The organism is Kitasatospora sp. NPDC053308 (assembly GCF_055585785.1).
In genome coordinates, this window is sequence record NZ_JBVJJY010000004.1 from 1 (window position 1) to 21,711 (window position 21,711).

A 21,711-nucleotide genomic window follows, 5' to 3' on the forward strand; every position below is an offset into this window, starting at 1 on the left:
GTAGAGGATCGCGTTCACCACCTCGCGCAGCCCGGTCGTGGGCTCACGCCCTTCGGCGCGCGTGCGTCGCCACTCCAGCAGCATGGGCTCGATGAGCTCCCACTGATCGTCCTTCAGGTCCGAGGGATACCGCCGCCGTTCCGTCACAGTTGATCAATATCGCGGACACGGACCCGGCCGCCAGGAGATCCTGGAACCGAGTCCGTGCCGCAAGAACCAAAGCCGGACAGTTGGGGGGAATCCCCTATCGAACACCCTCTAAGCTCGCCCGCATGCGTCGTGACGGGCAGGGCAGTGACAGTGGGGTCCGGGTACCGGTGCCGCCGTTGGGCGGCTACGAGTCCGGCCGGCTCTTCCACCGGTTGCTCCTCCTGTTCCTCCGGGACCTGAAGGAGGCCGGGGAACCGGTCGGCCGGCACCAGTACCTGCTCGGTGCCGTGGTGGAGCTGCACCGGCCCGCCCGGGCGGAGGACGGTGGCGCCGGGTCGCAGCGGCCCCGCTGCGCGAGCTGCGGCACGCCCTACCCGTGCCGCACGGTGCTCGGCGTGGCGGTGGGCGCCGGGCTGCCGGTCCCCTGGGGCTCCCCCGCCGCCGTGGTCCCCGCCCTCCGGGAAGCGGGGCTCGAACCCCGGCCCGGGGGCGAGGTCACGGCGGAGCACGTGACCTGGGCGCAGGGCTGGGGCGCGCGGCGGACGGCGCAGGGGAGTTGGGAGATCGGCATCGAGATCGACCGCGGCGAGGTCGAGACCCTGTCCGTCCCGGACGACGCGGCGATGGCCCGCTACCTGGCCACGGCAGCGGCCGCCCTGGGCGGCCCGTACCCGTACGGCTGGACCGAGGACGCGGCCGAGGTGGCGGCGGTCCGACCGGCGGCGCACGAGCAGGCGGCGAAGTGGCGCCGTCACGCCGGACTGCCCTACCTCGAGGTCCACCGCCAGTGCGGGGCAGCCCCGGGTGACAGCCCGTGACCCTCCGCGCCCTGCGGGGGTTGCACCGGCATGACGACCTCCGCGCCGCCCCGGCCACCGATCCCCGCCGCACCCGCTACCGGCCCCGAGCCCGTGCCCGTGCCCGTACCGCGGGGAGTGCGGGCCGTCAGACAGGCCGCGGCCGTCGTGTCCGCCCTGGTGGTGGGCTCCGGGCTCGCCCCGACCGCGGCGGCGACGCCGTCCGCGGGCAGTCCGGACGCCGCACAGCTCGGCCGGTACTGGACCCCGGCCCGCATGGCGGCCGCGCGGCCCGTCGGCCCCGAGGTCACCGCACCGGCCCCACCGGCCGCACCGAATCCGGAGGCCACAGCGGCCACGGCGGCCACCGCGGACGGCCCCCGGCCCGGTGAGTTCATCCCCGCGAGCCGGAGCTTCGACGGCATGCCGCAGGCCGGCACGTTCTTCTGGACCGACGCCGCCGGCACGCACCGCACCTGCAGCGGCTCCGTGGTCCGAAGCCCCGGCCGCGACCTGGTGCTGAGCGCGGGGCACTGCCTCATCGGAGCCTCCGGCACCTCCCCCGCCCGGCACCTCGGGTTCGCCCCGCAGTACCACGACGGGCTCCTGCCGTTCGGCATCTTCCCGGTCAGGACGAACGGGGTGTACGTCCCGCAGCCGTACACCGAGCTGGGCCCGCACGCCGGCGCCGCGTACGACTTCGCCTTCGCGCTGACCGAGCCCGACCGGGACGGCCGGCGGATCCAGGACGTGGTCGGCGGGTTCGAGCTGCTCACCGGCACCGGCGACGACCACGCGCCGGTACGGATGACGGGCTACCCGGCCGGCGCGCGGAAGCCGCTGGAGTGCCTGAGCCGCACCACGCGCTGGGTCAGCGACGACCCCGCCGATCCGGGCACCTTCGAACGGATCGCCTGCGCCGGCTTCGTGGGCGGGACGTCCGGCGGGCCCATGCTGGTGCCCCGCGCGGGCGGCTGGGCGGTCATCGGGATCATCGGGGGCTACCACGCCGGCGGCAACACGCCCCAGATCTCCTACAGCGCCTCCTTCGGCTCCGCCGTCCGCACCCTGTACGAGGCCGCCACCGCGCCGGGAGCGGGCGGTCCCGCCGGCGCCGAGCGGGAACGACGCGCCGCACGAAGGGCGGGCCCGCGGTGACCGTTTTCCGCTCCGCCCGCCGGGCAGACGCCCAGTCATGGACCAGTCACAAGCTCCGGTGCTGGAGGCCCTCGCGGCCTTCCACGCCAACCCGCTGACCACGTTCACCCCGCCCGGCCACAAACAGGGGCGCGGGGCGGACCCGCGCGTCATCGAGGCCCTCGGCCCGGACGTCTTCCGCGCGGACGTCCTGGCCACCGGCGGGCTGGACGACCGCATCGACTCCCGCGGCATCCTGCAGAGGGCGCAGGAGCTGATGGCCGAGGCCGTCGGCGCCGACCACACCTTCTTCTCCACCTGCGGCAGCTCCCTGTCGGTGAAGGCCGCGATGCTCTCCGTCGCCGGGCCGCACGAGGAACTGCTGGTCGGCCGGGACGCGCACAAGTCCGTCGTCGCCGGTCTGATCCTCGCGGGCATCCGTCCGGTGTGGATGGAACCCCAGTGGGATGCGGAGCGGCACCTGGCGCACCCGCCCTCCGCGGACACCGTCCGCGCGGCCCTCGCCCGGCACCCGGACGCCCGGGGCGCCCTCGTCACCTCGCCCACGCCCTACGGGACCTGCGCCGACCTCGAAGCGATCGCCGTGGCCTGCCACGACCACGGCAGACCACTCATCGTGGACGAGGCCTGGGGCGCGCACCTCCCCTTCCACCCCCGGCTGCCGCGCTGGGCCATGGACGCCGGCGCCGACGTGTGCGTCACCTCCGTCCACAAGATGGGCTCGGCGCTCGAACAGAGCTCCGTCTTCCACCTCCAGGGCGAGCTCCTGGACCCGTCCGTGCTGAAGCAGCGCGAGGACCTGCTGGGCACCACCAGCCCGTCCACCCTCGTCTACGCCGCGCTGGACGGCTGGCGCCGCCAGATGGTCCAGCACGGCCGCACCCTCTACGACCGCACCCTCGCCCTCGCCGACGACCTCCGCGGCCGGATCGAGGCCCTGGACGGCCTGCACGTCCACGGCCGCGACGACTTCTGCGGGCCCCGCCTCGCAGCCGACCTGGACCCCCTGCAGGTCATCATCGACATCTCCGCCCTCGGCACCACCGGCTACCGGGCCGGCGACTGGCTGCGCTCCCACCACCAGCTCACCCTGCACATCTGCGACCACCGCCGCATCAGCGCGCAGCTCACCCACGCCGACGGGCCCGCCAGCGCCGACGCCCTCGTCCACGGCCTGACCGAGCTGGTCGCGATCGCTCCCGACCTCAGGCCCGTCCCGCGGATCCACGTCCCCGCGCCCGGGGACCTGCGGCTGGTGCAGGAGATGCTGCCGCGCGACGCCTTCTTCGGCCCCACCGAACAGGTACCCGTGGAGAAGGCGGCCGGGCGGATCGCCGCCGAGATGCTCACCCCCTATCCGCCCGGCATCCCGGCCGCCCTCCCGGGCGAGCGCCTCGACGACGACGTGATCGACTACCTGCGCACCGGCCTCGCCGCGGGCATGCTCATCCCCGACAGCGCCGACCCCGAGCTGACCACGGTGCGCGTCGCCGTGGAGACCTGAACCCGCCGAGGGAGCGGGCGGCCGGGCTGCGGTACGGACACCGCCGGTGACGGCACGTCCTTCCGCCGCCTCGCGGTGGCCCGGCCACGGCCGTCACCGCCGGGGCGGTCCCTCCCCCGCGGACGCCGGATTCCCCCGGCCCGCCGCAGGGACGTCACGGCGCATGAGCGTGGCGAGGAGTTCCGCGACGGTGGGCCCGGCGTCCGCGGGGTGGCGCAGCTGTTTGCCGGCGATCACGCTGTAGTGGTTGGTACGGCCACGGCGTTCGTGGCTGAGGTACCCGGCCTGTTCGAGGTCGGAGATGATGCGCTGGACGGCGCGCTCGGTGAGCAGGCAACGGGCGGCGATGTCCCGCACGCGTACGCCGGGGTCGCGGGCGATCTGGACGAGGACACGAGCGTGGTTGGTCAGGAACGTCCACTGCCGCTCGGTGGCCGGACCGTTGTCCATGCCCCCACGATAGGTCCTTCGTTTCACGACCGCCGATACACGATCGCTGATTCGTGCAACGGTTGACAGGTCCGGCAGATGGGCGAAAAGTGGGGAGAGCTGCCTGTCCCGCGTCCGCGGCGGATCCGTCCGGCGGCCACTCGACGGGAGACGGTGCGCATGGCCCCGATGAGCAGAGCAGGGCTGGAGGAACTCACGTCCTTGTTGGCCGAACGGATCGGCCCGCCCCGCGAACACGGCACGGAGGCGGGCCGGGTCGAGCCGCTGCGCCGCCAGGTCCGCCACGCGGTCACCGGAATCGACGCCTACCTCAGCGCGGTGGAGGCCGGCCACTGCGCCGCGGTGGGGCTGCGCGAGCAGGCCCTGGAGCTGTGGCAGGGCCTGGAGCGCCTCGCCTCGGTGCGGCCCCGGCAGGACGGCGCCGACGGCGGGGCCGGGTGAACCGCTGACGACGGCCCCCGCCGACCCCGGAGCGCGCCGGCGGGGTCAGAACGCCGTCCGCAGCGCCGGTAGCAGCGTGTCCTCGGCCCAGTCGAGGAACGCGGGCTGGCTGTCGCCGCCGATCTGCACCAGGGCGACCTCCCCGAAGCCGGCGTCGACGAACGGCCGCACCGCCTGGACGAAGTCCTCGACCCGGTCGCCGCACGGGATCGCCTCGGCGACGTCGTCGGGGCGCACGAAGCTGCTCGCGGCGGCGAAACCCGCCGTGCCGGGCAGCTCGGCGTTGACCTTCCAGCCGCCGCCGAACCAGCGGAACTGCTCGTGCGCCCGCCGGACGGCGGCGCCCCGGTCCGGGTCCCAGCACACCGGCAGCTGGCCCACCGCCGGCTTCCCCGCGCCCCCGTGCTCCGCGAAGCCGCTGATCAACGACGCGTCCGGCTCGACGGCGATCACCAGATCGGCCAGCCGACCGGCCAGTTCGCAGGATTCCGGCCCCGAGACCGCGACCCCGATCGGCGGCGGCTGGTCCGGGAGGTCCCACAGCCGGGCACCCTCGACGTCGAAGTACCGGCCGTGACGGGTGACGTATCCGCCGTCGAACAGCGCCCGGATGATCTGCACCGCCTCGTCGAGCATCGCCTGACGCACCGCGACCGCCGGCCAACCGCGGCCGACCACGTGCTCGTTGAGGTTCTCGCCGCTGCCCAGACCGAGCCGGAAGCGGCCCTCGGACAGCAGCTGCAGCGTGGCGGCCTTCTGCGCCACCACCACCGGGTGGTAGCGGAAGGTCGGGCACGTCACGTAGGTCATGAGCGGGATCCGCGAGGTGGCGTGCGCGGCGGCACCGAGCACCGCCCACGCGTACGGGGCGTGACCCTGCTCGTCCAGCCAGGGGAAGAAGTGGTCCGAGGTCACCGAGAAGTCGAAGCCGGCCTGCTCCGCGCGCACCACGTCCGCGACCAGCTCACGGGGGCCGCGCTGCTCGGTCATCATCGTGTATCCGATTTTCACCATGGCCTGCGCCTGCCCCGAAAACGGCGCCCCTCACACCGCCGAGCGGGACGATCGGCGAGGCGGTCCGTGACCGTCCCGCACGGACGCGGGGTTGCACAGCCGGGCGGCCCGCCTCCGCCGCGCCATCGGCGCCATCGGCGACATCGGCCCAGGTGCGGCCGGCCGGCTCAGCGCTGCTGCTGCCGGGCCGCCTTCTTCGCCTCCGCCTGCGCCCGCAGAGCCGTCGCCTTGGGGGAGTCGCCGTACCACCACCACGCGTACCCGGCGATCGCGAGGTTCATCGCCACGAAGACGAAGAAGGTCGGCCCCGGCTCGAACTGCCCACTCTGGAGCGTGCCGTAGAGGGTCCAGGCGCCGAGGATGAGCGCGCCTCTGAGCAGGAAGGCCAGTGTCTTCTTGGTGCGGAGGTTCATGCGCGCACTGTAGGGCCTGGCGGCCGCGTTGACCAAGCGTGACGACAGAACGGGAATAGCGGTCTGACCTGCCGAAACACCGTCAATCGAGCATCCTTCCGACACCGGCTCCGCATCCGGGCACGGTGGGAGGGCGACGTCGCCGCCCGTGCCACCGCGATCGCCGGGCACGGCGTCGCAGGGGCCCGCAGGACGCGGGGCGTCCTGTCCGCTGCGACCGCGCCGCCGGTCGGAGGCGCCGATCAGGACGGTGACGGTCTCATCGCCACCGCGGCACGGGAGCCCGGCCCCGCACTCCCCGCGCCGGACCGTCCCGGGTGGGCTCGGTGTCCGGCTCGTCAGGCGCGGCGCACCCAATCGGCTTCCGGCCCAACTCTCCTTCACCCGAAGGGGATTCCCTGCTTCCGGGGTGGGGCTGGCCCCACCCCGGCCGGGGGGAGCGTCGGATGTCCCGGTGCCGGACGGCTCCGTAGCGTTGTCGCCATGACCCACACCACGACACGCACCCGCGTCCGAACGTCCCTGGGGCGCCGACGGGTTCGCCGGTCCCTGGCCGCCGTGACCGCGGTCGTCCTCGCCGCCCTCGCCGCCGCCCCGGCGGTCGCGGCGTCCGAACCCCGCCCGGCCCGGCAGAGCACCGGCCGCGGGGAGCTTCTCGGCGTCACCCCCGTCGCCGACCTGAGCCAGGCCGAGGTCGCCGCGTTCCTCAAGGGCGCCGACATCGACCCGTCGACCGTGCGCCACGGTGTGCGCGGCTACCGCCTCACGTACCGGACCCTGACGCCTCGGGGCGAACCGACCACGGCCACCGGCCTGTTGGTGCTCCCCAAGGACGGCGAGCACCGGCTCGACCTGGTGGCCGACACGCACGGCACGATGGTCAACCGCGACTACGCGCCGTCCGTCGCCAAGGACTTCGGGCGGTACGCGCCCTATCTGCACGCCGCCGCGGGCCGTGCCGTCGCCGCACCCGACTACCTCGGGCTCGGCAAGGGCCCCGGCCTCCACCCGTACATGGACACCGCGTCCGCCGTCTCCGCCTCGCTCGACATGCTGCGGGCCTCCCGGACCGCCGCGCGTGCGCTCGGCAGGCCGCTCACCGGAGACGTGTACGGCACCGGGTTCTCCCAAGGCGGACAGGTCGCCATGGCGCTGGGCCGCGAGCTGGCGCGGGGCGCGGACCGGCACTTCCGGCTGCGGGCGCTGGCGCCGATCGCCGGACCGTACGACCTGCGGGGCGCCGAGATCCCCGCCCTGCTCGACGGTCGCGTCAACGACATCAGCGGCGTCTTCTACCTGTCGTACTTCCTCACCGCGCAGAACCGGCTGCACCCCGTCTACGACAACCCGGCCGAGGCGTTCCGGCAGCCGTACGCGGGGTACGTGGAGGAACTCTTCGACACCCGGCACACCGAGGAGGAGATCGTCACGAAGCTGCCCGGCTCGGTGAAGGAACTGCTCACTGACGGCTTCTACGAGCGGCTGCGGCACCCGGACGGCGGCCTCGCGGCCGCGCTCACCGCGCAGGACGGGACGTGCGACTGGAAGCCCGACGTGCCCGTACGGCTGCACAGCGCGGCCGGCGACACGGACGTGCCGATCGCCAACGCCGTCGACTGCGCGGCCGATCTGGCCCGCCACGGGGTGACGGCCCCCGTGATCGACCACGGGCAGGCCGACCACAACGGCTCCTTCAAGCTGGCGGGGCCCGAGATCGTGCGCTGGTTCGACGCGCTCGCGCGGTAGCGGCCCGCCGGGGGCGGGCACACGCCCGCCTCCGGCGCCGGGCTCGCGTAAAGGTCGGCATCGCACGGCCGTTGACGCGGGGTTGTCTGAACATGTGAAATGTCACCCATCACATGCGATCCCTGTCTGAACTGATTTGAACGTTCAAACAGCCCCAATGCACCACCCGCGCATCCGCCACCCGCCCGACCGGAGGACGATCCGCCATGCCGCCCCGCGCCCGCGCCCGTACCCGCGCCTTACCGTCCGGTCTCCTGCTCCTGGCCGTCCTCGCCGCCCAGGCCCTCGGCGGCGCTCCGGCCCTCGCCGACGAGCGGACGCCGCTCGTGGACGGCGGCAGCTACGTCCTCGGCTCCGCCCTGGACGGCCGGTGCCTCGGCCCCCGATTCGCCCGGGCCGAGGCCGGCACCCCGGTGGTCGGCGCGGCCTGCCAGCGGCTGCTCAGCCAGCGCTGGCAGCTGCGCCGCGCCGGCGCCGACTACCTGCTCGTCAATGCCGCGAGCGGCCGCTGCCTCACCCTCGACGGTTCCGGCCGCCCGCCCGCCACCGCCGACTGCGGCACCTCCCCCGAGACCGAGCGCTTCACCGTCTCCCGCGCCCCCCAGGGCACGTTCACCCTCGCCGCCCGGGGCTCCGGCGCCTGCCTCACCGCCGAGCCGGCGCGCACCCCGGCTCGGCCCCACTGCGACGCCCGCCCCGCCCACCGCTGGACGCTCACCCGCACCGAGCCCCTCGTCCTCGCCAACCCCGGCTTCGAGCAGGGCGCCGACGGCTGGACCCTCACCGAGCACACCGGCATCGCCACCAACAACCCGCACAGCGGCACCCGGCTCGCCTACCTCGACGCCGGCACCGGCTACGCGGTGAGCCGGTCCACGACCGCCACCGCCGCCGGCAGCCACGACCTCTCGGCCTGGATCGCCACCGGCGGCGCCGGCGGCACCCTCACGGTCAGCGTGAACGGCGCGGTGGTGCGCTCGCTCACCCTCCCCGAACAGCCCGTCTACGCGAAGTACACCCTCCCCCGGGTCCGGGTCGCTCCCGGCGACCGGATCGTCCTCACCATCGGCTCCTCGCCCACCGGTTGGGTCAACGTGGACGACGCGGCCGTCGCCCCGTCCGCGCCCAACGACCCCGTGGCCGAGTCCTCCGACCCTGAGGTCGTCGCCCTGTTCGACTGGGCCAAGACCAAGGCCAACAGCTGGGTGCAGCAGGCCGGCACCAGCGGCGTCCTCGACATGGACGAGAACCACCCGGGCGGCACCGGCAGCACCGGCTACGACGCCACCTACTGGGCCGGCTACCCCTTCCGGTCCGCCTTCTACAGCCGCGACTTCGCCCACCAGCTGGTCGGCGCCCACCTGCTCGGCCTGGACGCCGAGAACAAGACCATGCTGCGCGGCTTCGCCGCCTCCGCCACCGAGGCCAACGGGCTCTACCCGGTCTGGGCGCTCAACTTCGACGCCCGGACGTACGGTGCGATCGACTACCGCGGCCCGAACCGCTTCGTCCGTGAACTGCCCGCGCCGTTCGAGCTGGTCCAGAAGGCCGGCGAGGCCTTCCGCTGGACCGGTGACCGCGACTACGCCGACGACCCGGCGCTCGGTGCGTACGTCCGCAACACCCTCGGCCCGTTCATCGCCCGCCACCCCGGCCCGGTCGACAACGGCGGGCTGCCGATCCCGCAGGCCACCAGCCGCAGCATCTTCGCCGGCACCGCCAGCTACGCCGAGAATGCCGCCGGCACCTACGCCGAGGCCGGTGACGCGCTCGGCGCCCAGTACCAGGCCTACCTCGGCGCCGCCGCCCTGGCCGACGCCCGGGGCGACGCCGCCTCCGCCGCGGGGCTGAGGCAGGCCGCCGAAGTCCTGCGGTCGTACGTCAACTCCCGCTGGAGCGTGGACGAGCAGCACCCCGGCGAGGTCGTGCACGGCTACGACACCGACGGCCGGCCGGACACCGGGTGGGGCTACGAGGCGAGCGTGCTGATGCCGGTCAAGCACCTGATCGACCCGGGCCCGCGCCGGGACGCGCTCCTCACCGCCGTCGACGCCGCCGACTCCGGCCCGGACCGCTCGGCCAACCTGGAGGCCTACACCTACCTGCCGGACGCGTTCTTCGCCAACGCGGACGGCACCACCGCCTGGAAGTGGATGCGGCACGTCTACGAGAGCACCGGCGAGCCGCACGTCAGCGGGCAGTTGCTGAACGGCGACTACCCCGAGGTCCCGTTCACCCTGCTCGCCCAGACCGTCCAGGGCCTGCTCGGCGTCGAGCCGGACGCCGCCGGCGGCGCGCTCGCCACCACCTCCCGACTGCCGGCCTCGATGGACTGGCTCCAGGTGGCGTCCATCCCGGTCGGCAGCGGCACCGTCACCGTCCGCCACGACGGCGACCACGCCAGCACCGTCACCAACACCGGTGCCGCGCCGATCACTTGGGAGGCGCGCTTCCGCGGCCGGCACGACCGCCTCAGCGTCGACGGCGCCGTCCGCGAGGCCCGCACCAAGACCGTCGACGGCGTGACCTACAGCTACACCACCGTCGTCCTCTCCCCCGGCCGCTCCGCCACCGCCGCGGCCGCCGACTGACCCCCACCGCACCACCCGCGGCCGGCCGGCCCCACCCGGCCGGCCGCACACCCCGTGTTTTCGCTGACGCACCGTCAATTCCGTACACCCCCACACCCCCCACACCCCCAGGAGCGCGCGCATGCGCCGAACCCCCCACCGCCTCGCGGCCACCCTCCTGTCCCTCGCCCTCGCCGCCGTCGGCCTCTGCGCCGCCGGCCTCCGCGCCGCCACCCCCGCCGCCGCCCTCGGCGACGGCAACGCCCTGACCCCGCCGATGGGATGGAACTCCTGGAACTCCCTGGGCACCGAGGTCACCCAGGAACAGGTCGTCCAGACCATCGACTTCATGGCCGCCAACGGCCTGGTCGCAGCGGGCTACGACACCGTCACCATCGACGACGGCTGGTCCCTCTGGCACCGCGACGGCCAGAGCACCGACCTGGTCCGCAACGCCGACGGCGGCCTCCAGCTCTACGACACCGCCGGGCGCCCGGTCGGCGGCAGCGACGGCACCGGCACCGACCCCACCTCCGGCCACCTGATCCCGCGCCCCGACCACTTCCCGGCGCAGACCGTCGACGGCCGCACCGTCAACGGGATCGAGTACCTCGCCCGGTACGCCCACGCCAAGGGCATGAAGTTCGGCCTCTACGCCACCGACACCTACCTCACCTGCCAGATGCACCCCGGCAGCCTCGGCCACGAAGCCACCGACGCGGCCGACTTCGTCGCCTGGGGCGTCGACTTCGTCAAGTACGACGACTGCCCGTACGGCCCGCCGATCGTCGGCCCGGACGGCCACGACTACGGCACCCAGGGCGAGGGCGCGGAACTGACCCGCTCGATCTACGCCCGGGTGCAGACCTTCCAGCACGCCCTGCACGCCGCCTCCGCCGCCCAGGGGCGGCCCGAGGTCACCCTCAGCGTCTCCGCCCAGCCCGTCCACACCGGCGTCCCCCACCTGCTCGCCGCCGACGATCCGGCCCGCACCGACCCGGTCGTCCGGGCCGCCGGCACCGCCCCCTTCCAGGCCCCCGGCTACGCGCCCACCGGCGTCTGGTGCGGCCAGGTCGCCCACCTGTGCCGGATCGGCGGCGACCGGGACAGCGAACTCGACGGAGTGCTCTGGAACGGGCAGTTGTCCACCGCCCTGCAGTACTCCGGCAACGTCCGCCCGGGCGGTTGGAACGACCTCGACATGATGTTCACCGGCTGGCAGGACGTCTACGGCCAGTACGGCACGACCGACACCTGCCCCTGCCACAAGCCGTTCACCGACGACGAGTCCCGGACCGAGACCTCGATCCTGGCGATGCTCGCCGCTCCGCTGATCTCCGGCGCCGACCTGCGCACCCCCGCGCAGTCCCAGCACAGCGCCGGCGGCCGGACCTGGTCGACCGGGATCAGCGAGGCGAGTCTGGCGATCCTGAAGAACCGCGAGGTCATCGCCCTCGACCAGGACACCCTGGCCGAGCCCGCCACCCTGGTCGGAGCCCGGCCGGCCGACGGCCACGCCCCCGTCGTGCTCAAGCGGCAGCTGGCGAACGGGGACACCGCCGTCCTGCTGGTCAACCAGGACCCGACGGCCGCGCGTACGGTGAGCACCGGCCTCCCCGACCTCGGGCTCACCGGAGCCTCCTACCGCGCCGAGGAGCTCTGGACGGGCACGGACTCGACCGTCACCGGCCCGCTCGGCGCCGCACTGCCCCCGCACGGCGCGGCCCTCTACCGGCTCACCGCGCAGCCGGCCGGCGGCGGCTCCGGCGTGGTCGACGACGGCGGGTACCACACCCTCACCACCGGAGGCCTGGCGCTCTCGCTCTCCGGCTCCTGCGCCTCCCCGCTCACCTCGACCACGGACCTGGAGCCGCCGCGCTCCGGCGACCCGGCGCAGCGGTGGACCTTCACCACCAACCCCGACGGCACCGTCCGGATCACCGACGCCTGCGACACCCCGACCCACCGGCACACCGTGCTCTCGGCCGGCGCCTCCGCCGGGAACAGCGCCTACCTGTACGACCTGGCGCCCGGAAACCCCTGGCAGGAGTGGAAGGTGACGCAGGGCCAGGCCGGCGGCCCCCTCACCGTCACCAACGTCGCCACCGGCCTGGTCCTCGGCGTCCCCACCGCGGCCCCCGGCACGCCCGTCACCACCGACCCACCGGCCGGCGCCTCCGCCGGTCAGGGCTGGACCGTCAGCTCCTGAGGTCCCGCTCCCCCTCCCGGGCGCCGGCCCGCTCCGCGACGCGGGCGGCCGGCGTCCGGACCAGCACCGCCACGCTCAGCCCGAAGATCAGCACGCCCAGGGGCACGTGCACCGACGGGACGTGCGCGATGCCCAGCACCACCTGCGCCGAGGCCAGCACCAGGAAGCCGGTCGCGTACAGGATCGGGCGGGGAGAACCGCCGCCCGGCCGCCACGCCAGCACGGCGGCGAGCACGTACAGCATCGAGGCGCCGTACATCACCCGCGCCCCGACGCCGTGCAGCACCTCGCCGGAGGAGGTGGTCAGCAGCAGGCCCGCGGTGACCGCCTGGAAGAAGACGGTCGTGGTCTGCAGGGCGACGGCCACCCGCAGGAAGCCTTGGCTGCGCCGGTGCCTCGCCGTCCCCGCCCGCGCCGCCGCCGTCGCCGTTCCCGTTGCCGCCCCTGTCCCCGTCGTCATTGCCATCACGTGGTCCCCTCTTCTGCCTCGCGGCGTCCATCACCGGTGTTCCAGTGATCCGACGACGTGGGCCCCCGAAGTGTGAGGTGCGACCGTCCGGGAGCCGGTCGTGGCGCGACCCGGCCCCAGCGCGTGCGGGTGCGGGGGCCGGGTCCGGGTCCGCGTGGTGGCGTCGGGGATCACGCGGGGATCAGGCGGGATTCAGGCGGGGACCGCGCGGGGTTCAGGCGCCCCAGCCGTGGGCGTCTGCGGTCGACAGCTCCCGCCAGACCGTGGGCTGGAGCGCCGCGGTCGCCCCGGCGGCCTCGAACATCGGCCGGATCTGGGACTCCTGCTCCTGGAAGAACGACTCGAAGCTCTGCCGGTCGGGCCACTCGTCCAGCACCAGCACCCTGCTGCCGTCCTCGGAACCGTAGAAGCGGTGCGCGATGAGACCGTGGCGCTTCGCGGCCTCCAGGACGGCCCGGAACGTCTCCGCGTTGTCCCGCGCGTACTGCTCCAGCGCCTTCGCGTCGCCGGCGGCCTCCACGGTCAAGATCACGGACATGGACTACTCCTCTGGTGCGTGCGGACTCGTACCGGGATATTCGCAACAAGTGCGCCCGGAAGCGGATCGAACACCCGCTCCGGCGCGGCGAGGACGGCATCGTGACACCCCCTCACCGAGGCACCTGACCTGCCCCTTTCCCCGGGAGCGTGGCACGGGTGGCCGGGACGGACGGCCGACCGCCGTTCGAGTGCACCGGCCGCTGCCCCGCTCGTCCGGCCCGGGGCCCCTCTCCGGCCTCCCGTCACGGCCGCCGGGCCGGGGGCCGGCGTCCCGACCGCTTCGCCTCCTCCGTGGTGGCGGGGTGGACCGCCCGCCAGGACAGCACCTCGTCGGCGATGGCCAGTACCCCGCCGGGGGCGATGTCCTCCAGGTCGTCGAGGACGGTCGCCCAACCGTCGAGGAGCACGACCCGGGCCGCCAGTCGGCGGGCGCGGGCGGGTTCCGAGGCCCCCACCAGGACGGCCAGGGCACGGGCCCGCGACCCGCTGTGGGGGAGCGCGCGGGCGAGTTCCTCGGCCCGGTCCGGCTCACCCTGCCGGGCCAGCGCACCGACGACGTCGATCAGCGCCTCGCCCCGCGCCCAGTCGTCGGGGATCGCGGCGGCGAGGGCTTCGGCCCGGGCCGTCTCGCCGCGCCCGGCCAGCGCGCCGACGACGGCCATCAGGGCCCGGCTCCGCGCCCACGGGGCGGCGAGGGAACGCGCGAGGGCCTCGGCCCGGTCCGTGTCCCCGGACCGGGCCAGGACCTCGACGACCCCGATCCTCCGCACCACCCGCAGATCGGGCGCGACGATCCGGTCGACCAGGGCCAGCGCCCGGTCGACCTGCCCGTGCCGGGCGAGCAGCGAGGTCACGGCCTCCTCCAGGGCGAGGTTGCCGCGCCCGGCCTCGGACCGGAGCAGGTCCTCGGCCTGGTCGGCCAGGGCGAGGGCCACCTCCCGGTCGGCGGTCTCGGCGACCGCCTCCAGGAGCTCGGGCACGATCCTCGCGTCGAAGGGCGCACGGGGGCGGGCGAGGATCGTCAGGCAGAGGACGTCGGGGTCCGTGTCGCCCTCCTGCGCCCCCGCAGCTGCGGCCTCCGCCGCCTGCGCGGCGGCCGCCCGGGCCAGGCTGCGCAGCACGGCGTCGAACCGGTCCAGGTCCCCGCTGCGGACCTCCGAGGCCAGCACGGCGACCAGGAGCGCGCGCTGCCCGACGCCGTCGCGGCCCTCGCGGCGCACGAGGTCCTCCACCCGGTCGGCGTACGTGCCGGCCAGCACGTGCTCCCCGGCGGCGCGCGCGATCTCCATGGCCGTGACGAGCGCGTGGCCCGACGCGCCGGGGCCTGCGCACTCGTCGGCTGTGGCGGCGTACCCGAGCGCGGTGGGGAAGTCACCGGCGTCCGCCACCGCCTCCGCGATCCCGGCCCACGCGCGCGGCCAATTGTGCGGATAGCGGACCGTCCGCGCCAGCTCGGCGGCGCGCTCGTGGTCGCCGGCGCGTGCCACCGCCCGGATGTGGTCCACCAAGGCGTTGTCCCGCAGGGCGCGGTCGGTCAGCGACTCGGCGAGCGCCCGCGCACCGTCCAGGTCCCCGGCCTCGCCCGCCGCCCGCACCAGCCGGACGAGGTCTTCCTCCGGCCCCGGCCGACCCGCCGCCGCCCGATCCGCCCCCGACCGGACCAGCTCCACCGCCCGGTCGAGCCGACCGGCACGCACCAGCGCCAGTGCCAGGTCCAGATCGGTCCTGCGGGCCGCCGTCCGGTGTGCCGCCAGCCGCAGGACCGTCAGCAGGCAGGGGGCGGCACCGCTGCGCAGCAGCCCCTGGTCACCCCTCCCCGGCGGAACCACGCCGAGGCGCTGCTCCCGGGCCCTCGTCCAGTAGAGCTCCGGGCCCCACTGAGCCAGCTCCTCGACCATCATGACGCCCCCTCAGCGGCGGCCCGCCCCTCGCACCGCGCGAGGGCGCCGCCCGGACCGTCACGATAGTGCGAGGGCCCGGGGCGTCGCGCCGTGCCCTATCCCGGCGTCCGATCCTGGCGGCTGACCCGGGACGGCCGGTCGGGATGGCCGGTCGGGAGGGCCGCCCCGGGGAGGGTCGGACGGGGACGGCCGGACGGGGACGGCCGGTCGGGATGGCCGACCCGGGACGGCCGAACGGGGGCGCCCGATCCGGACGGCCGTCCGGCGGCCCGCTACGGTTCGGGAACCTCCAGGGGGCCGCCCGCCACCGGGCCGTCCACCTGGTCGCGGTCGATGTTGAGCGTCACCCCGCCGTACGTCTCGTCGGCGCTGCCCCGGTACTGGTGGATGCGCCGGTGGCCGGCCCACAGGTCGTCCGGCAGCCCGGCCTGGCCGGTGGTCGTGGGCTTTCCGTCCCAGCGGGCGTACCAGATCGCGTCCGGCAGCGGGGACCGTCCGTCCCGGGCCGCGGCGACGATGTCGGCGATGCCGGAGTTCAGGCTGGAGTAGAAACCCGACCGGTAGCCGGCCTCGTGCAGGGCCTTGGTCCAGCCGGCGGCGAAGTCGACCACCGCCCGGCTGCACACCTCGTCGCCCGCCGGGTACGCCTCCATGTCGAGGTACACCGGGCTGCCCGCTCCCAGGCCCAGCGTCCGCAACGCCTGCGCCGCCTCCTCCGCCTCCTGGCCGCCCTGCTCCTCGGCCCGCTCCGGGTCGATCCGCAGCGGCTTGTCCGGGCGCTGGGCGCAGGGCGCCTGCAGCCCGACGTGGGTCGGTACCAGCTGCCACCCCATCAGACGGACCTGAGCCACCCACTGCGGCGTCAACTCGTCCTGCGCGCAGTGGCGCTGGCTCCCGCTGCTGTAGATGTTGACCGCGCCGTAGGGCGAGGCGGTGCCCCAGACGGAGAGGGCCTCCAGCGACGGCGCCGAGCAGGCGTCGAAGCCCGCCCCGGTGAAGCGGTACGTCGGCAGGGCGTCCTCCGACACCGGTTCGTCCGGGCGCGGCCCGGTCGGTCGCGGTTCGACCGGGCTCGGGTCCACCGGGCGCGGGTCGGCCGGGCGCGGCGCGATCGGCAGCAGCGCGGTGAGGGGATCGGGTACCGGCGCGAGTCGGGCGGCCGGCACCCGGAGGTCGGGGGCGAGCCCGTGGGCGGTGCCGGGGAGCAGGGCGAGCACGGCTGCGGCGGGGAGCACGGCGAGGGTCGGAAGGCGCATCGTTCCCTTCTAGCGGCCTCCCAGCGCGTCCCCGCGTCACGGTGCCGCCGTGCCGCCCGCGTTCACCCGCACGCGCGACACCGCCGCCCGAAAGCGCCGGAACAGCGGGCCTGGCGAAGGAGTGCCGGGTGGGCGTCACTCCTGGGCGGGGGCCGCCTCGGCGCGGTCGGTGCCGGGGCCGGACCGGGCGGCGTCCGCCGCGACGCGCGCGGTCTCGGGGGCGCGGTGGAACAGGCTGAGCAGGCCCCCGACGGCCAGCGTGACCAGCACGCCGACGGGGACCAGCCACTGGGCGGCGATGGCCGTGGGCACGACACCGGCGGCCGTGGTGACGTCGATCCTCACCCCGCGCACGACGTAGGTCATCACGGCGAGGGTGGCCAGGAAGGCGAGCACGGAGTCCGTCCCGTTGGCGCGCCGCACCAGGCGGCCGAGCAGGAAGGCGCCGAGCAGGGCGCCGTAGGTGTAGCCGGCGATCGTCAGGCCGGTGAGGTAGACGTTTCCGGTGCTGGTGCTGAAGGCGCAGGCGAAGACGGCCATCAGCGCGGCCCACACCAGGGTCATCACCCGGGCGAGCTTGAGCAGGAACGCCTCGGAGGGCGTGCTGCGGAAGGAGCGGTGGATGAGGTCGGCGACGGTCGAGTTCGACATGGAGTTCAGGGCCGAGGACAGCGAGCCCATGGCGGCGCCGAGGATGCCGGCGACGAGCAGGCCGGAGACCACCACGGGCAGCCCGTGCAGGATGAAGTCGGGGTAGAGGTTGTCGGAGCTGCCCAGCCCGAGCTCCTTGAAGCTCCGGCCCTGGTTGTAGGACCAGAGCAGGGCGCCGACGAGGGAGAAGGCGGCGAACTGGAGGGTGACGAACACGCCGGAGGCGATCATCGCCTTCTGGCCGTCCCGCAGCGTCCTGGTGGCGAGGATGCGCTGGACGATCAGCTGGTCGGAGCCGTGGCTGGCCATGGCGAAGATCGCGCCGCCGACGATCGCCGTCGGCAGGGCGAACGGGCTGGTGAGGATGTGGGCCGGGTCGAAGTCGGTGTCGAAGAGCCGGAACCGGCCGGCGTCCAGGGCGCGCGCGTAGCCGTCGGTGCCGACCCGGCCGGACAGCACCGCGATGGTGAGCAGGGCGCCGCCGAGGTACAGGCCCATCTGGATGGCGTCCGTCCAGATCACCGCCTTGATCCCGCCGAGGTAGGTGTAGACGACGGTGATCAGGGTGAGCACGACGATGATCGTGCGGTAGCCGGTGTGCACCCCGAGCTCGCCGAGCAGCAGCCGGATCGGGATCGCCGAGGCGAACAGCCGCACGCCCTCGGCGAGCAGCCGGGTGACGACGAAGGTCACCGAGGCGAGCCCCTGGAGACCGGGGCCGAACCTGCCGCCCAGGTACTGGTAGGCGCTGACGAAGCCGCCGCGCTTGTACAGCGGGATGAGCGCGGTGGCCACGACGACGCGGCCGATGACGTAGCCCAGGGCGAGTTCGACGTTGCCGAAGCCCTGCCCGCCGTAGGCGCCGCCGGGCAGGCTGATGACGGTCAGCACGCTGGTCTCGGTGGCCACGACCGAGAACGAGACCGTCCACCAGGGCATGTGGCCCTCGCCGACGAAGTAGTCCTTCGAAGTCGTCTGACGGCCCGCCAGCCGCAGACCGATCACCGCGATGGCGACCAGGTAGACGACGACCACGAGAAGGTCGAGTTGGCGCACGCTCTCTCCTGTCTCTCCCTGCCGGCTCCCGCTCCCTCCCCGTTCCCCGTTCCTCCCCGCCCCTACTCTCTCCCGGGCGGCGGTCGGCGGCCGGGGCCGCCGGCCCGTGTCGTCCGCAGGAGGGCCCGGGACCGCGGCCCCCCCTTCTGACCCCGCGGCGGTCGATCGCTAGGGTCCGATCATGAGCACCCCATCCGAGCCGGAGCCGATCGCGGTCGTCGGCGAGCGGCGACAGCTGATCAACCTCGCCTACCGGCTGCTCGGTTCGCTGGCCGAGGCCGAGGACGCCGTCCAGGAGGCCTACGCCCGTTGGTACGCGCTGTCGCGGCCGCAGCGGGAGGCCATCGCCTCGCCCGGCGCCTGGCTGACCACCGTGGCCACCCGCGTCTGCCTGGACCTGCTCGGCTCCGCTCGGGCCCGCCGGGAGCGCTACGTCGGCGAGTGGATACCCGAGCCGCTGCCCGACCGGACGGAGTGGATCGGCGGGCCGGGCGGCGGCAGCGGGACGCAGCCGGCCGACCCCGCCGACTGGGTCACCCTGGACGAGTCGGTGAACATGGCCTTCCTCGTCGTCCTGGAGGCGATGACCCCGGCCGAGCGGGTGGCGTTCGTCCTGCACGACGTGTTCCGGTACCCCTTCCCCGAGGTCGCCGAGATCGTCGGCCGCACCCCGGCGGCCTGCCGGCAGCTCGCCGCCTCGGCCCGCCGACGGGTGCGCGCCGCGCAGGCCCCGACGGCTCCCCGGGCCGGACAGGCCGGTCTGGTGCGGCACTTCAAGGAGGCCTGGGAGGCCAGGGACATCCAGGCCCTGATCGGGCTGCTCGCCCCCGACGCCACGATGACCGCCGACGGCGGCGGTACGGTCGGCGCCGCGCTGCGCCCGGTCCTGGGCGCCGAGCGGATCGCCCAGTACCTGCTCCACATCGCCGAGAAGGCCCCCGGGCTCGTCCTCCTGGAGCGCACGGTCAACGGCCTGCCCGGCCTGGTCGCCCAGCAGGCCGGGCGCACCGCGACGGTGGCGGCCATCGGTGTCGAGGGCGGCCGCATCACCCGGATCTGGGCGGTGCGCAATCCGGAGAAGCTGCGGCCGTGGAACGCGACGTGACGCCCCGCCGACGGCGGGACTGTTCGGAGGTCACGGACGGAGGGGTGCCGCCCGCCCTTCGGGAGCCGGCCCGTCCTGGACCGACTCCGGTGCGGCGGCCTTCGGCCCCTCCCGCCCTGCCGGCAGGGAGGGTGCCGGGTCTTCCGGTCCTTCGGCCAGGGCGGGCTCCGGCGATTCCAGCTCCTCGGGCAGGGCGGGGGCCGGCCCTTCCGAGCCCTCGGGCAGGGCGGGCTCCGGGAGCGTCCGGAACAGCGCCCAGCTCAGCAGCGGCATCAGCACCAGCGGCAGCAGCGCCGTCCGCAGCGAGGTCGTGTCCGCGAGGCCGCCGATCAGCGGGCCCGCCAGGCCGCCGATGCTCACCGTCAGCCCGAGGGTGATCCCGCTCGCCGTGCCGATCCGCGAGGGCAGGTAGTCCTGACCGAGCGTCACCTGCAGCGAGAACGGCACGTACAGCCCCGCCGAGGTCAGCGCCACGCACAGGTACAGCGCCGGGCCGGGCATCAGCAGCACCCCGGCCACCGCGACCGCCGCCACCAGGTACGAGCGGCGGGCCACCGCGACCCTGCCCCACCGGTCGGCCAGCGCGCCGCCCAGCACCGAGCCGACGGCGCCGCCCGCGTACAGCACCACCAGCGCGGCCGTGCCGCTCGCCGCGCCGCCGCCGAGGCGCTGGGTGACGAACAGCGAGAGGAAGGTGCTCAGCCCGACGAAGGCGATCGAGCGGCACACCACGGCCAGCGACAGCCGGACGAAGGCCGACCGGTCCTCCGCCCCCGGAGGCTGCGCGGCTTGAGCCCCGGCCGTCCGCCGCCGCTCCAGCTCGCGCAGCACCGGCAGGCACAGCCCGGCGCCGACCAGCGCCGGCAGCACCAGCAGCGGGGTCAGCCGCAGCCCTCCGGTGCCGACCACGGCGGCCACCAGCAGCGGAGCCGCCGCGAAGCCCAGGTTGCCGCCCAGCGAGAACCAGGCCATGCCGCGGTGACCGCCCGGCCCGCCGTGCGCCCGCCGCGCCGCCGCCCGGGCCACCCGGGCCGACTCCGGGTGGTAGGCCGCCACGCCGATCCCGGACAGCGCCACGGAGGCGAGCGTCAGCCCGTACGAGCCGCTCACCCCGCTCAGCGCGATGCCCGCACCGCCCAGCAGGGTGCCGGCCGGCAGCAGCCAGGGCAGCGGACGGCGGTCGGTGAGCGCCCCGAACAGCGGCTGCGTCAACGAGGACAGCAGCGAGGCGGCGAGCACCACGCCGGACACGGCGGCGTAGCCGTAGTGGCGCTCGGCGGCGAAGAACGGCACCAGGGCGGCGACCGCGCCCTGGTAGACGTCCACGCAGGAGTGCCCCACGGAGAGCAGGAGGACGGACCCGCGGTCGGGTGTTCGTTTCGGCATGCCGCCATGCTCGGGGCGGCGCCCCCTGACGGACTTCCGATAATCTGCCAGTCCATGCCGATGTTCCGCCACGATCCCGTCGCACCGACCCGGGCCCGACGGCTGCCGCCCGGCGGCGGGATCGACCCGCACCGGCACGACGACCACCAGATCGCCTACGCCGCCCGCGGCGTCGTCGCCGTCACCACCGACGCCGGCTCCTGGGTCGCCCCCGGCAACCGCGCCCTGTGGATCCCGGCCGGCACCGTCCACGCCCACCAGGCCCACGGCGAGGTCGAACTCCACCTCGTCGGCCTGCCCGCCGCCGAGAACCCGCTCGGCCTCGACCGGCCGACCGTCCTCGCCGTCGGCCCGCTGCTGCGGGAACTGATCGTCGCCTACACCCGCTCCCCCGAGGACCACAGCCCCGAACGCGCCCGGCTGCGCGCCGTCCTGCTCGACCAGCTGCGGGCCTCCCCGCAGCAGCCGCTGCACCTGCCCACCCCGACCACGCCACTGCTGCGCGAACTGTGCGCCCTGCTGGAGGCCGACCCCGCCGACGGTCGCACCCTGGCCGCGCTCGGCCGCGCCGTCGGCGCCGGCGACCGCACGCTGTCCCGGCTCTTCCGGGCCGACCTCGGCATGACCTTCCCCCAGTGGCGCACCCAGCTGCGGCTGCACCACGCCCTGGTGCTGCTCGCCGAGGGCCTGCCGGTCACCGCCGTCGCCCACCGCTGCGGGTGGGCCTCGGCGAGCGCCTTCATCGACGTCTTCCGCCGCACCTTCGGCCACACCCCGGGCGGCCGTGCGCCGGGCGGCCGGGCGCCGGGGGGCCGTGCGCGTGCCGGCCGGGTCGAGGGCGGCCCGGCGACGCGCTGACCGTGCCTCCCCGGGCCCCGGTTGTCGGTCGCGAGTG

The 21,711-nt window shown here is 75.0% G+C and carries 19 protein-coding genes; 9 read left to right on the forward strand and 10 right to left on the reverse strand.

From position 1 onward, the window contains the following. A partial coding sequence (locus tag ACZ6Y7_RS10690; RefSeq protein WP_465758015.1) for a transposase occupies positions 1 to 147 on the reverse strand: 147 nt, incomplete at its 3' end. 125 nt (positions 148 to 272) lie between these two features. Here ACZ6Y7_RS10690 and ACZ6Y7_RS10695 point away from each other — a divergent pair. The 3 genes from ACZ6Y7_RS10695 to ACZ6Y7_RS10705 all read left to right on the forward strand — a co-directional run bounded on the left by ACZ6Y7_RS10695 (position 273) and on the right by ACZ6Y7_RS10705 (position 3,609). After that, positions 273 to 968 carry a hypothetical protein gene (locus tag ACZ6Y7_RS10695; RefSeq protein WP_465757515.1) on the forward strand — a complete coding sequence of 232 codons (696 nt, stop codon included), beginning with the start codon at positions 273 to 275 and terminating at the stop codon, positions 966 to 968. 99 nt (positions 969 to 1,067) lie between these two features. Continuing rightward, on the forward strand, positions 1,068 to 2,105 hold the full coding sequence (locus tag ACZ6Y7_RS10700; protein ID WP_465757516.1) for a trypsin-like serine peptidase: 1,038 nt from the start codon (positions 1,068 to 1,070) through the stop codon (positions 2,103 to 2,105). A gap of 37 nt (positions 2,106 to 2,142) precedes the next feature. After that, positions 2,143 to 3,609: an aminotransferase class I/II-fold pyridoxal phosphate-dependent enzyme gene (locus tag ACZ6Y7_RS10705; protein WP_465757517.1), complete on the forward strand. Its 1,467-nt coding sequence runs from the start codon at positions 2,143 to 2,145 to the stop codon at positions 3,607 to 3,609. A gap of 93 nt (positions 3,610 to 3,702) precedes the next feature. On the opposite strand, the gene ACZ6Y7_RS10710 is transcribed toward ACZ6Y7_RS10705, so the two are convergent. Beyond that, complete coding sequence (locus ACZ6Y7_RS10710) at positions 3,703 to 4,059, reverse strand: helix-turn-helix transcriptional regulator (RefSeq protein WP_465757518.1); 357 nt, start codon at positions 4,057 to 4,059, stop codon at positions 3,703 to 3,705. Between the two features lie 168 nt (positions 4,060 to 4,227). Between ACZ6Y7_RS10710 and ACZ6Y7_RS10715 the strand changes: the two genes are divergently transcribed. Continuing rightward, on the forward strand, positions 4,228 to 4,500 hold the full coding sequence (locus ACZ6Y7_RS10715; RefSeq protein WP_465757519.1) for a hypothetical protein: 273 nt from the start codon (positions 4,228 to 4,230) through the stop codon (positions 4,498 to 4,500). A 45-nt stretch (positions 4,501 to 4,545) separates the two neighbouring features. Here ACZ6Y7_RS10715 and ACZ6Y7_RS10720 read toward each other — a convergent pair whose 3' ends face one another. Both ACZ6Y7_RS10720 and ACZ6Y7_RS10725 read right to left on the reverse strand, forming a co-directional pair. Further along, positions 4,546 to 5,514 carry an LLM class F420-dependent oxidoreductase gene (locus ACZ6Y7_RS10720; protein WP_465757520.1) on the reverse strand — a complete coding sequence of 323 codons (969 nt, stop codon included), beginning with the start codon at positions 5,512 to 5,514 and terminating at the stop codon, positions 4,546 to 4,548. 167 nt (positions 5,515 to 5,681) lie between these two features. Continuing rightward, positions 5,682 to 5,927: a hypothetical protein gene (locus ACZ6Y7_RS10725; protein ID WP_465757521.1), complete on the reverse strand. Its 246-nt coding sequence runs from the start codon at positions 5,925 to 5,927 to the stop codon at positions 5,682 to 5,684. 483 nt (positions 5,928 to 6,410) lie between these two features. Between ACZ6Y7_RS10725 and ACZ6Y7_RS10730 the strand changes: the two genes are divergently transcribed. The 3 genes from ACZ6Y7_RS10730 (at position 6,411) to ACZ6Y7_RS10740 (ending at position 12,452) form a co-directional block, all read left to right on the forward strand. After that, entirely contained in the window at positions 6,411 to 7,673 is a 1,263-nt protein-coding gene (locus tag ACZ6Y7_RS10730; protein WP_465757522.1) for an alpha/beta hydrolase, read from the forward strand. 206 nt (positions 7,674 to 7,879) lie between these two features. After that, positions 7,880 to 10,264, forward strand: coding sequence for an RICIN domain-containing protein (locus tag ACZ6Y7_RS10735; protein WP_465757523.1), 2,385 nt, complete (start codon positions 7,880 to 7,882; stop codon positions 10,262 to 10,264). 121 nt (positions 10,265 to 10,385) lie between these two features. Then, positions 10,386 to 12,452: an alpha-galactosidase gene (locus tag ACZ6Y7_RS10740; RefSeq protein ID WP_465757524.1), complete on the forward strand. Its 2,067-nt coding sequence runs from the start codon at positions 10,386 to 10,388 to the stop codon at positions 12,450 to 12,452. On the opposite strand, the gene ACZ6Y7_RS10745 is transcribed toward ACZ6Y7_RS10740, so the two are convergent. The 5 genes from ACZ6Y7_RS10745 to ACZ6Y7_RS10765 all read right to left on the reverse strand — a co-directional run bounded on the left by ACZ6Y7_RS10745 (position 12,442) and on the right by ACZ6Y7_RS10765 (position 18,325). After that, complete coding sequence (locus ACZ6Y7_RS10745) at positions 12,442 to 12,912, reverse strand: hypothetical protein (protein ID WP_465758016.1); 471 nt, start codon at positions 12,910 to 12,912, stop codon at positions 12,442 to 12,444. The two genes, ACZ6Y7_RS10740 and ACZ6Y7_RS10745, sit on opposite strands and share 11 nt — an antisense overlap. A gap of 223 nt (positions 12,913 to 13,135) precedes the next feature. Further along, positions 13,136 to 13,459, reverse strand: a complete 324-nt coding sequence (locus ACZ6Y7_RS10750; RefSeq protein WP_465757525.1) for a hypothetical protein — start codon at positions 13,457 to 13,459, stop codon at positions 13,136 to 13,138. A 244-nt stretch (positions 13,460 to 13,703) separates the two neighbouring features. Then, positions 13,704 to 15,362, reverse strand: coding sequence for a hypothetical protein (locus ACZ6Y7_RS10755; RefSeq protein ID WP_465757526.1), 1,659 nt, complete (start codon positions 15,360 to 15,362; stop codon positions 13,704 to 13,706). A 272-nt stretch (positions 15,363 to 15,634) separates the two neighbouring features. Further along, complete coding sequence (locus ACZ6Y7_RS10760) at positions 15,635 to 16,618, reverse strand: DUF1906 domain-containing protein (protein WP_465757527.1); 984 nt, start codon at positions 16,616 to 16,618, stop codon at positions 15,635 to 15,637. A 135-nt stretch (positions 16,619 to 16,753) separates the two neighbouring features. Beyond that, positions 16,754 to 18,325: a sodium:solute symporter gene (locus ACZ6Y7_RS10765; protein ID WP_465757528.1), complete on the reverse strand. Its 1,572-nt coding sequence runs from the start codon at positions 18,323 to 18,325 to the stop codon at positions 16,754 to 16,756. 181 nt (positions 18,326 to 18,506) lie between these two features. On the opposite strand from ACZ6Y7_RS10765, the gene sigJ reads away from it, so the two are divergent. Beyond that, the gene (gene sigJ, locus ACZ6Y7_RS10770) at positions 18,507 to 19,430 is read left to right on the forward strand and encodes an RNA polymerase sigma factor SigJ (protein WP_465757529.1); all 924 of its coding nucleotides are present in this window, start codon (positions 18,507 to 18,509) and stop codon (positions 19,428 to 19,430) included. Positions 19,431 to 19,460: 30 nt separating this feature from the next. Here the strand turns inward: sigJ and ACZ6Y7_RS10775 are convergent, their stop codons facing one another. Further along, positions 19,461 to 20,816 carry an MFS transporter gene (locus ACZ6Y7_RS10775; protein WP_465757530.1) on the reverse strand — a complete coding sequence of 452 codons (1,356 nt, stop codon included), beginning with the start codon at positions 20,814 to 20,816 and terminating at the stop codon, positions 19,461 to 19,463. Positions 20,817 to 20,870: 54 nt separating this feature from the next. Here ACZ6Y7_RS10775 and ACZ6Y7_RS10780 point away from each other — a divergent pair, with 54 nt between their 5' ends. Continuing rightward, positions 20,871 to 21,674 (forward strand): AraC family transcriptional regulator, encoded by an 804-nt coding sequence (locus ACZ6Y7_RS10780; protein ID WP_465757531.1) that lies wholly within the window; start codon positions 20,871 to 20,873, stop codon positions 21,672 to 21,674. Positions 21,675 to 21,711: the final 37 nt, after the last annotated feature.

Coding starts and splice junctions, on each gene's coding strand:
- ACZ6Y7_RS10755 (WP_465757526.1), bottom strand. CDS start 15,362: ATGATGGTCGAGGAGCTGGCTCAGTGGGGCCCGGAGCTCTACTGGACG.
- ACZ6Y7_RS10745 (WP_465758016.1), bottom strand. CDS start 12,912: ATGACGACGGGGACAGGGGCGGCAACGGGAACGGCGACGGCGGCGGCG.
- ACZ6Y7_RS10710 (WP_465757518.1), bottom strand. CDS start 4,059: ATGGACAACGGTCCGGCCACCGAGCGGCAGTGGACGTTCCTGACCAAC.
- ACZ6Y7_RS10775 (WP_465757530.1), bottom strand. CDS start 20,816: ATGCCGAAACGAACACCCGACCGCGGGTCCGTCCTCCTGCTCTCCGTG.
- ACZ6Y7_RS10780 (WP_465757531.1), top strand. CDS start 20,871: ATGCCGATGTTCCGCCACGATCCCGTCGCACCGACCCGGGCCCGACGG.
- ACZ6Y7_RS10720 (WP_465757520.1), bottom strand. CDS start 5,514: ATGGTGAAAATCGGATACACGATGATGACCGAGCAGCGCGGCCCCCGT.
- ACZ6Y7_RS10705 (WP_465757517.1), top strand. CDS start 2,143: ATGGACCAGTCACAAGCTCCGGTGCTGGAGGCCCTCGCGGCCTTCCAC.
- ACZ6Y7_RS10725 (WP_465757521.1), bottom strand. CDS start 5,927: ATGAACCTCCGCACCAAGAAGACACTGGCCTTCCTGCTCAGAGGCGCG.
- ACZ6Y7_RS10715 (WP_465757519.1), top strand. CDS start 4,228: ATGAGCAGAGCAGGGCTGGAGGAACTCACGTCCTTGTTGGCCGAACGG.
- ACZ6Y7_RS10730 (WP_465757522.1), top strand. CDS start 6,411: ATGACCCACACCACGACACGCACCCGCGTCCGAACGTCCCTGGGGCGC.
- ACZ6Y7_RS10760 (WP_465757527.1), bottom strand. CDS start 16,618: ATGCGCCTTCCGACCCTCGCCGTGCTCCCCGCCGCAGCCGTGCTCGCC.
- ACZ6Y7_RS10695 (WP_465757515.1), top strand. CDS start 273: ATGCGTCGTGACGGGCAGGGCAGTGACAGTGGGGTCCGGGTACCGGTG.
- ACZ6Y7_RS10750 (WP_465757525.1), bottom strand. CDS start 13,459: ATGTCCGTGATCTTGACCGTGGAGGCCGCCGGCGACGCGAAGGCGCTG.
- sigJ (WP_465757529.1), top strand. CDS start 18,507: ATGAGCACCCCATCCGAGCCGGAGCCGATCGCGGTCGTCGGCGAGCGG.
- ACZ6Y7_RS10735 (WP_465757523.1), top strand. CDS start 7,880: ATGCCGCCCCGCGCCCGCGCCCGTACCCGCGCCTTACCGTCCGGTCTC.
- ACZ6Y7_RS10740 (WP_465757524.1), top strand. CDS start 10,386: ATGCGCCGAACCCCCCACCGCCTCGCGGCCACCCTCCTGTCCCTCGCC.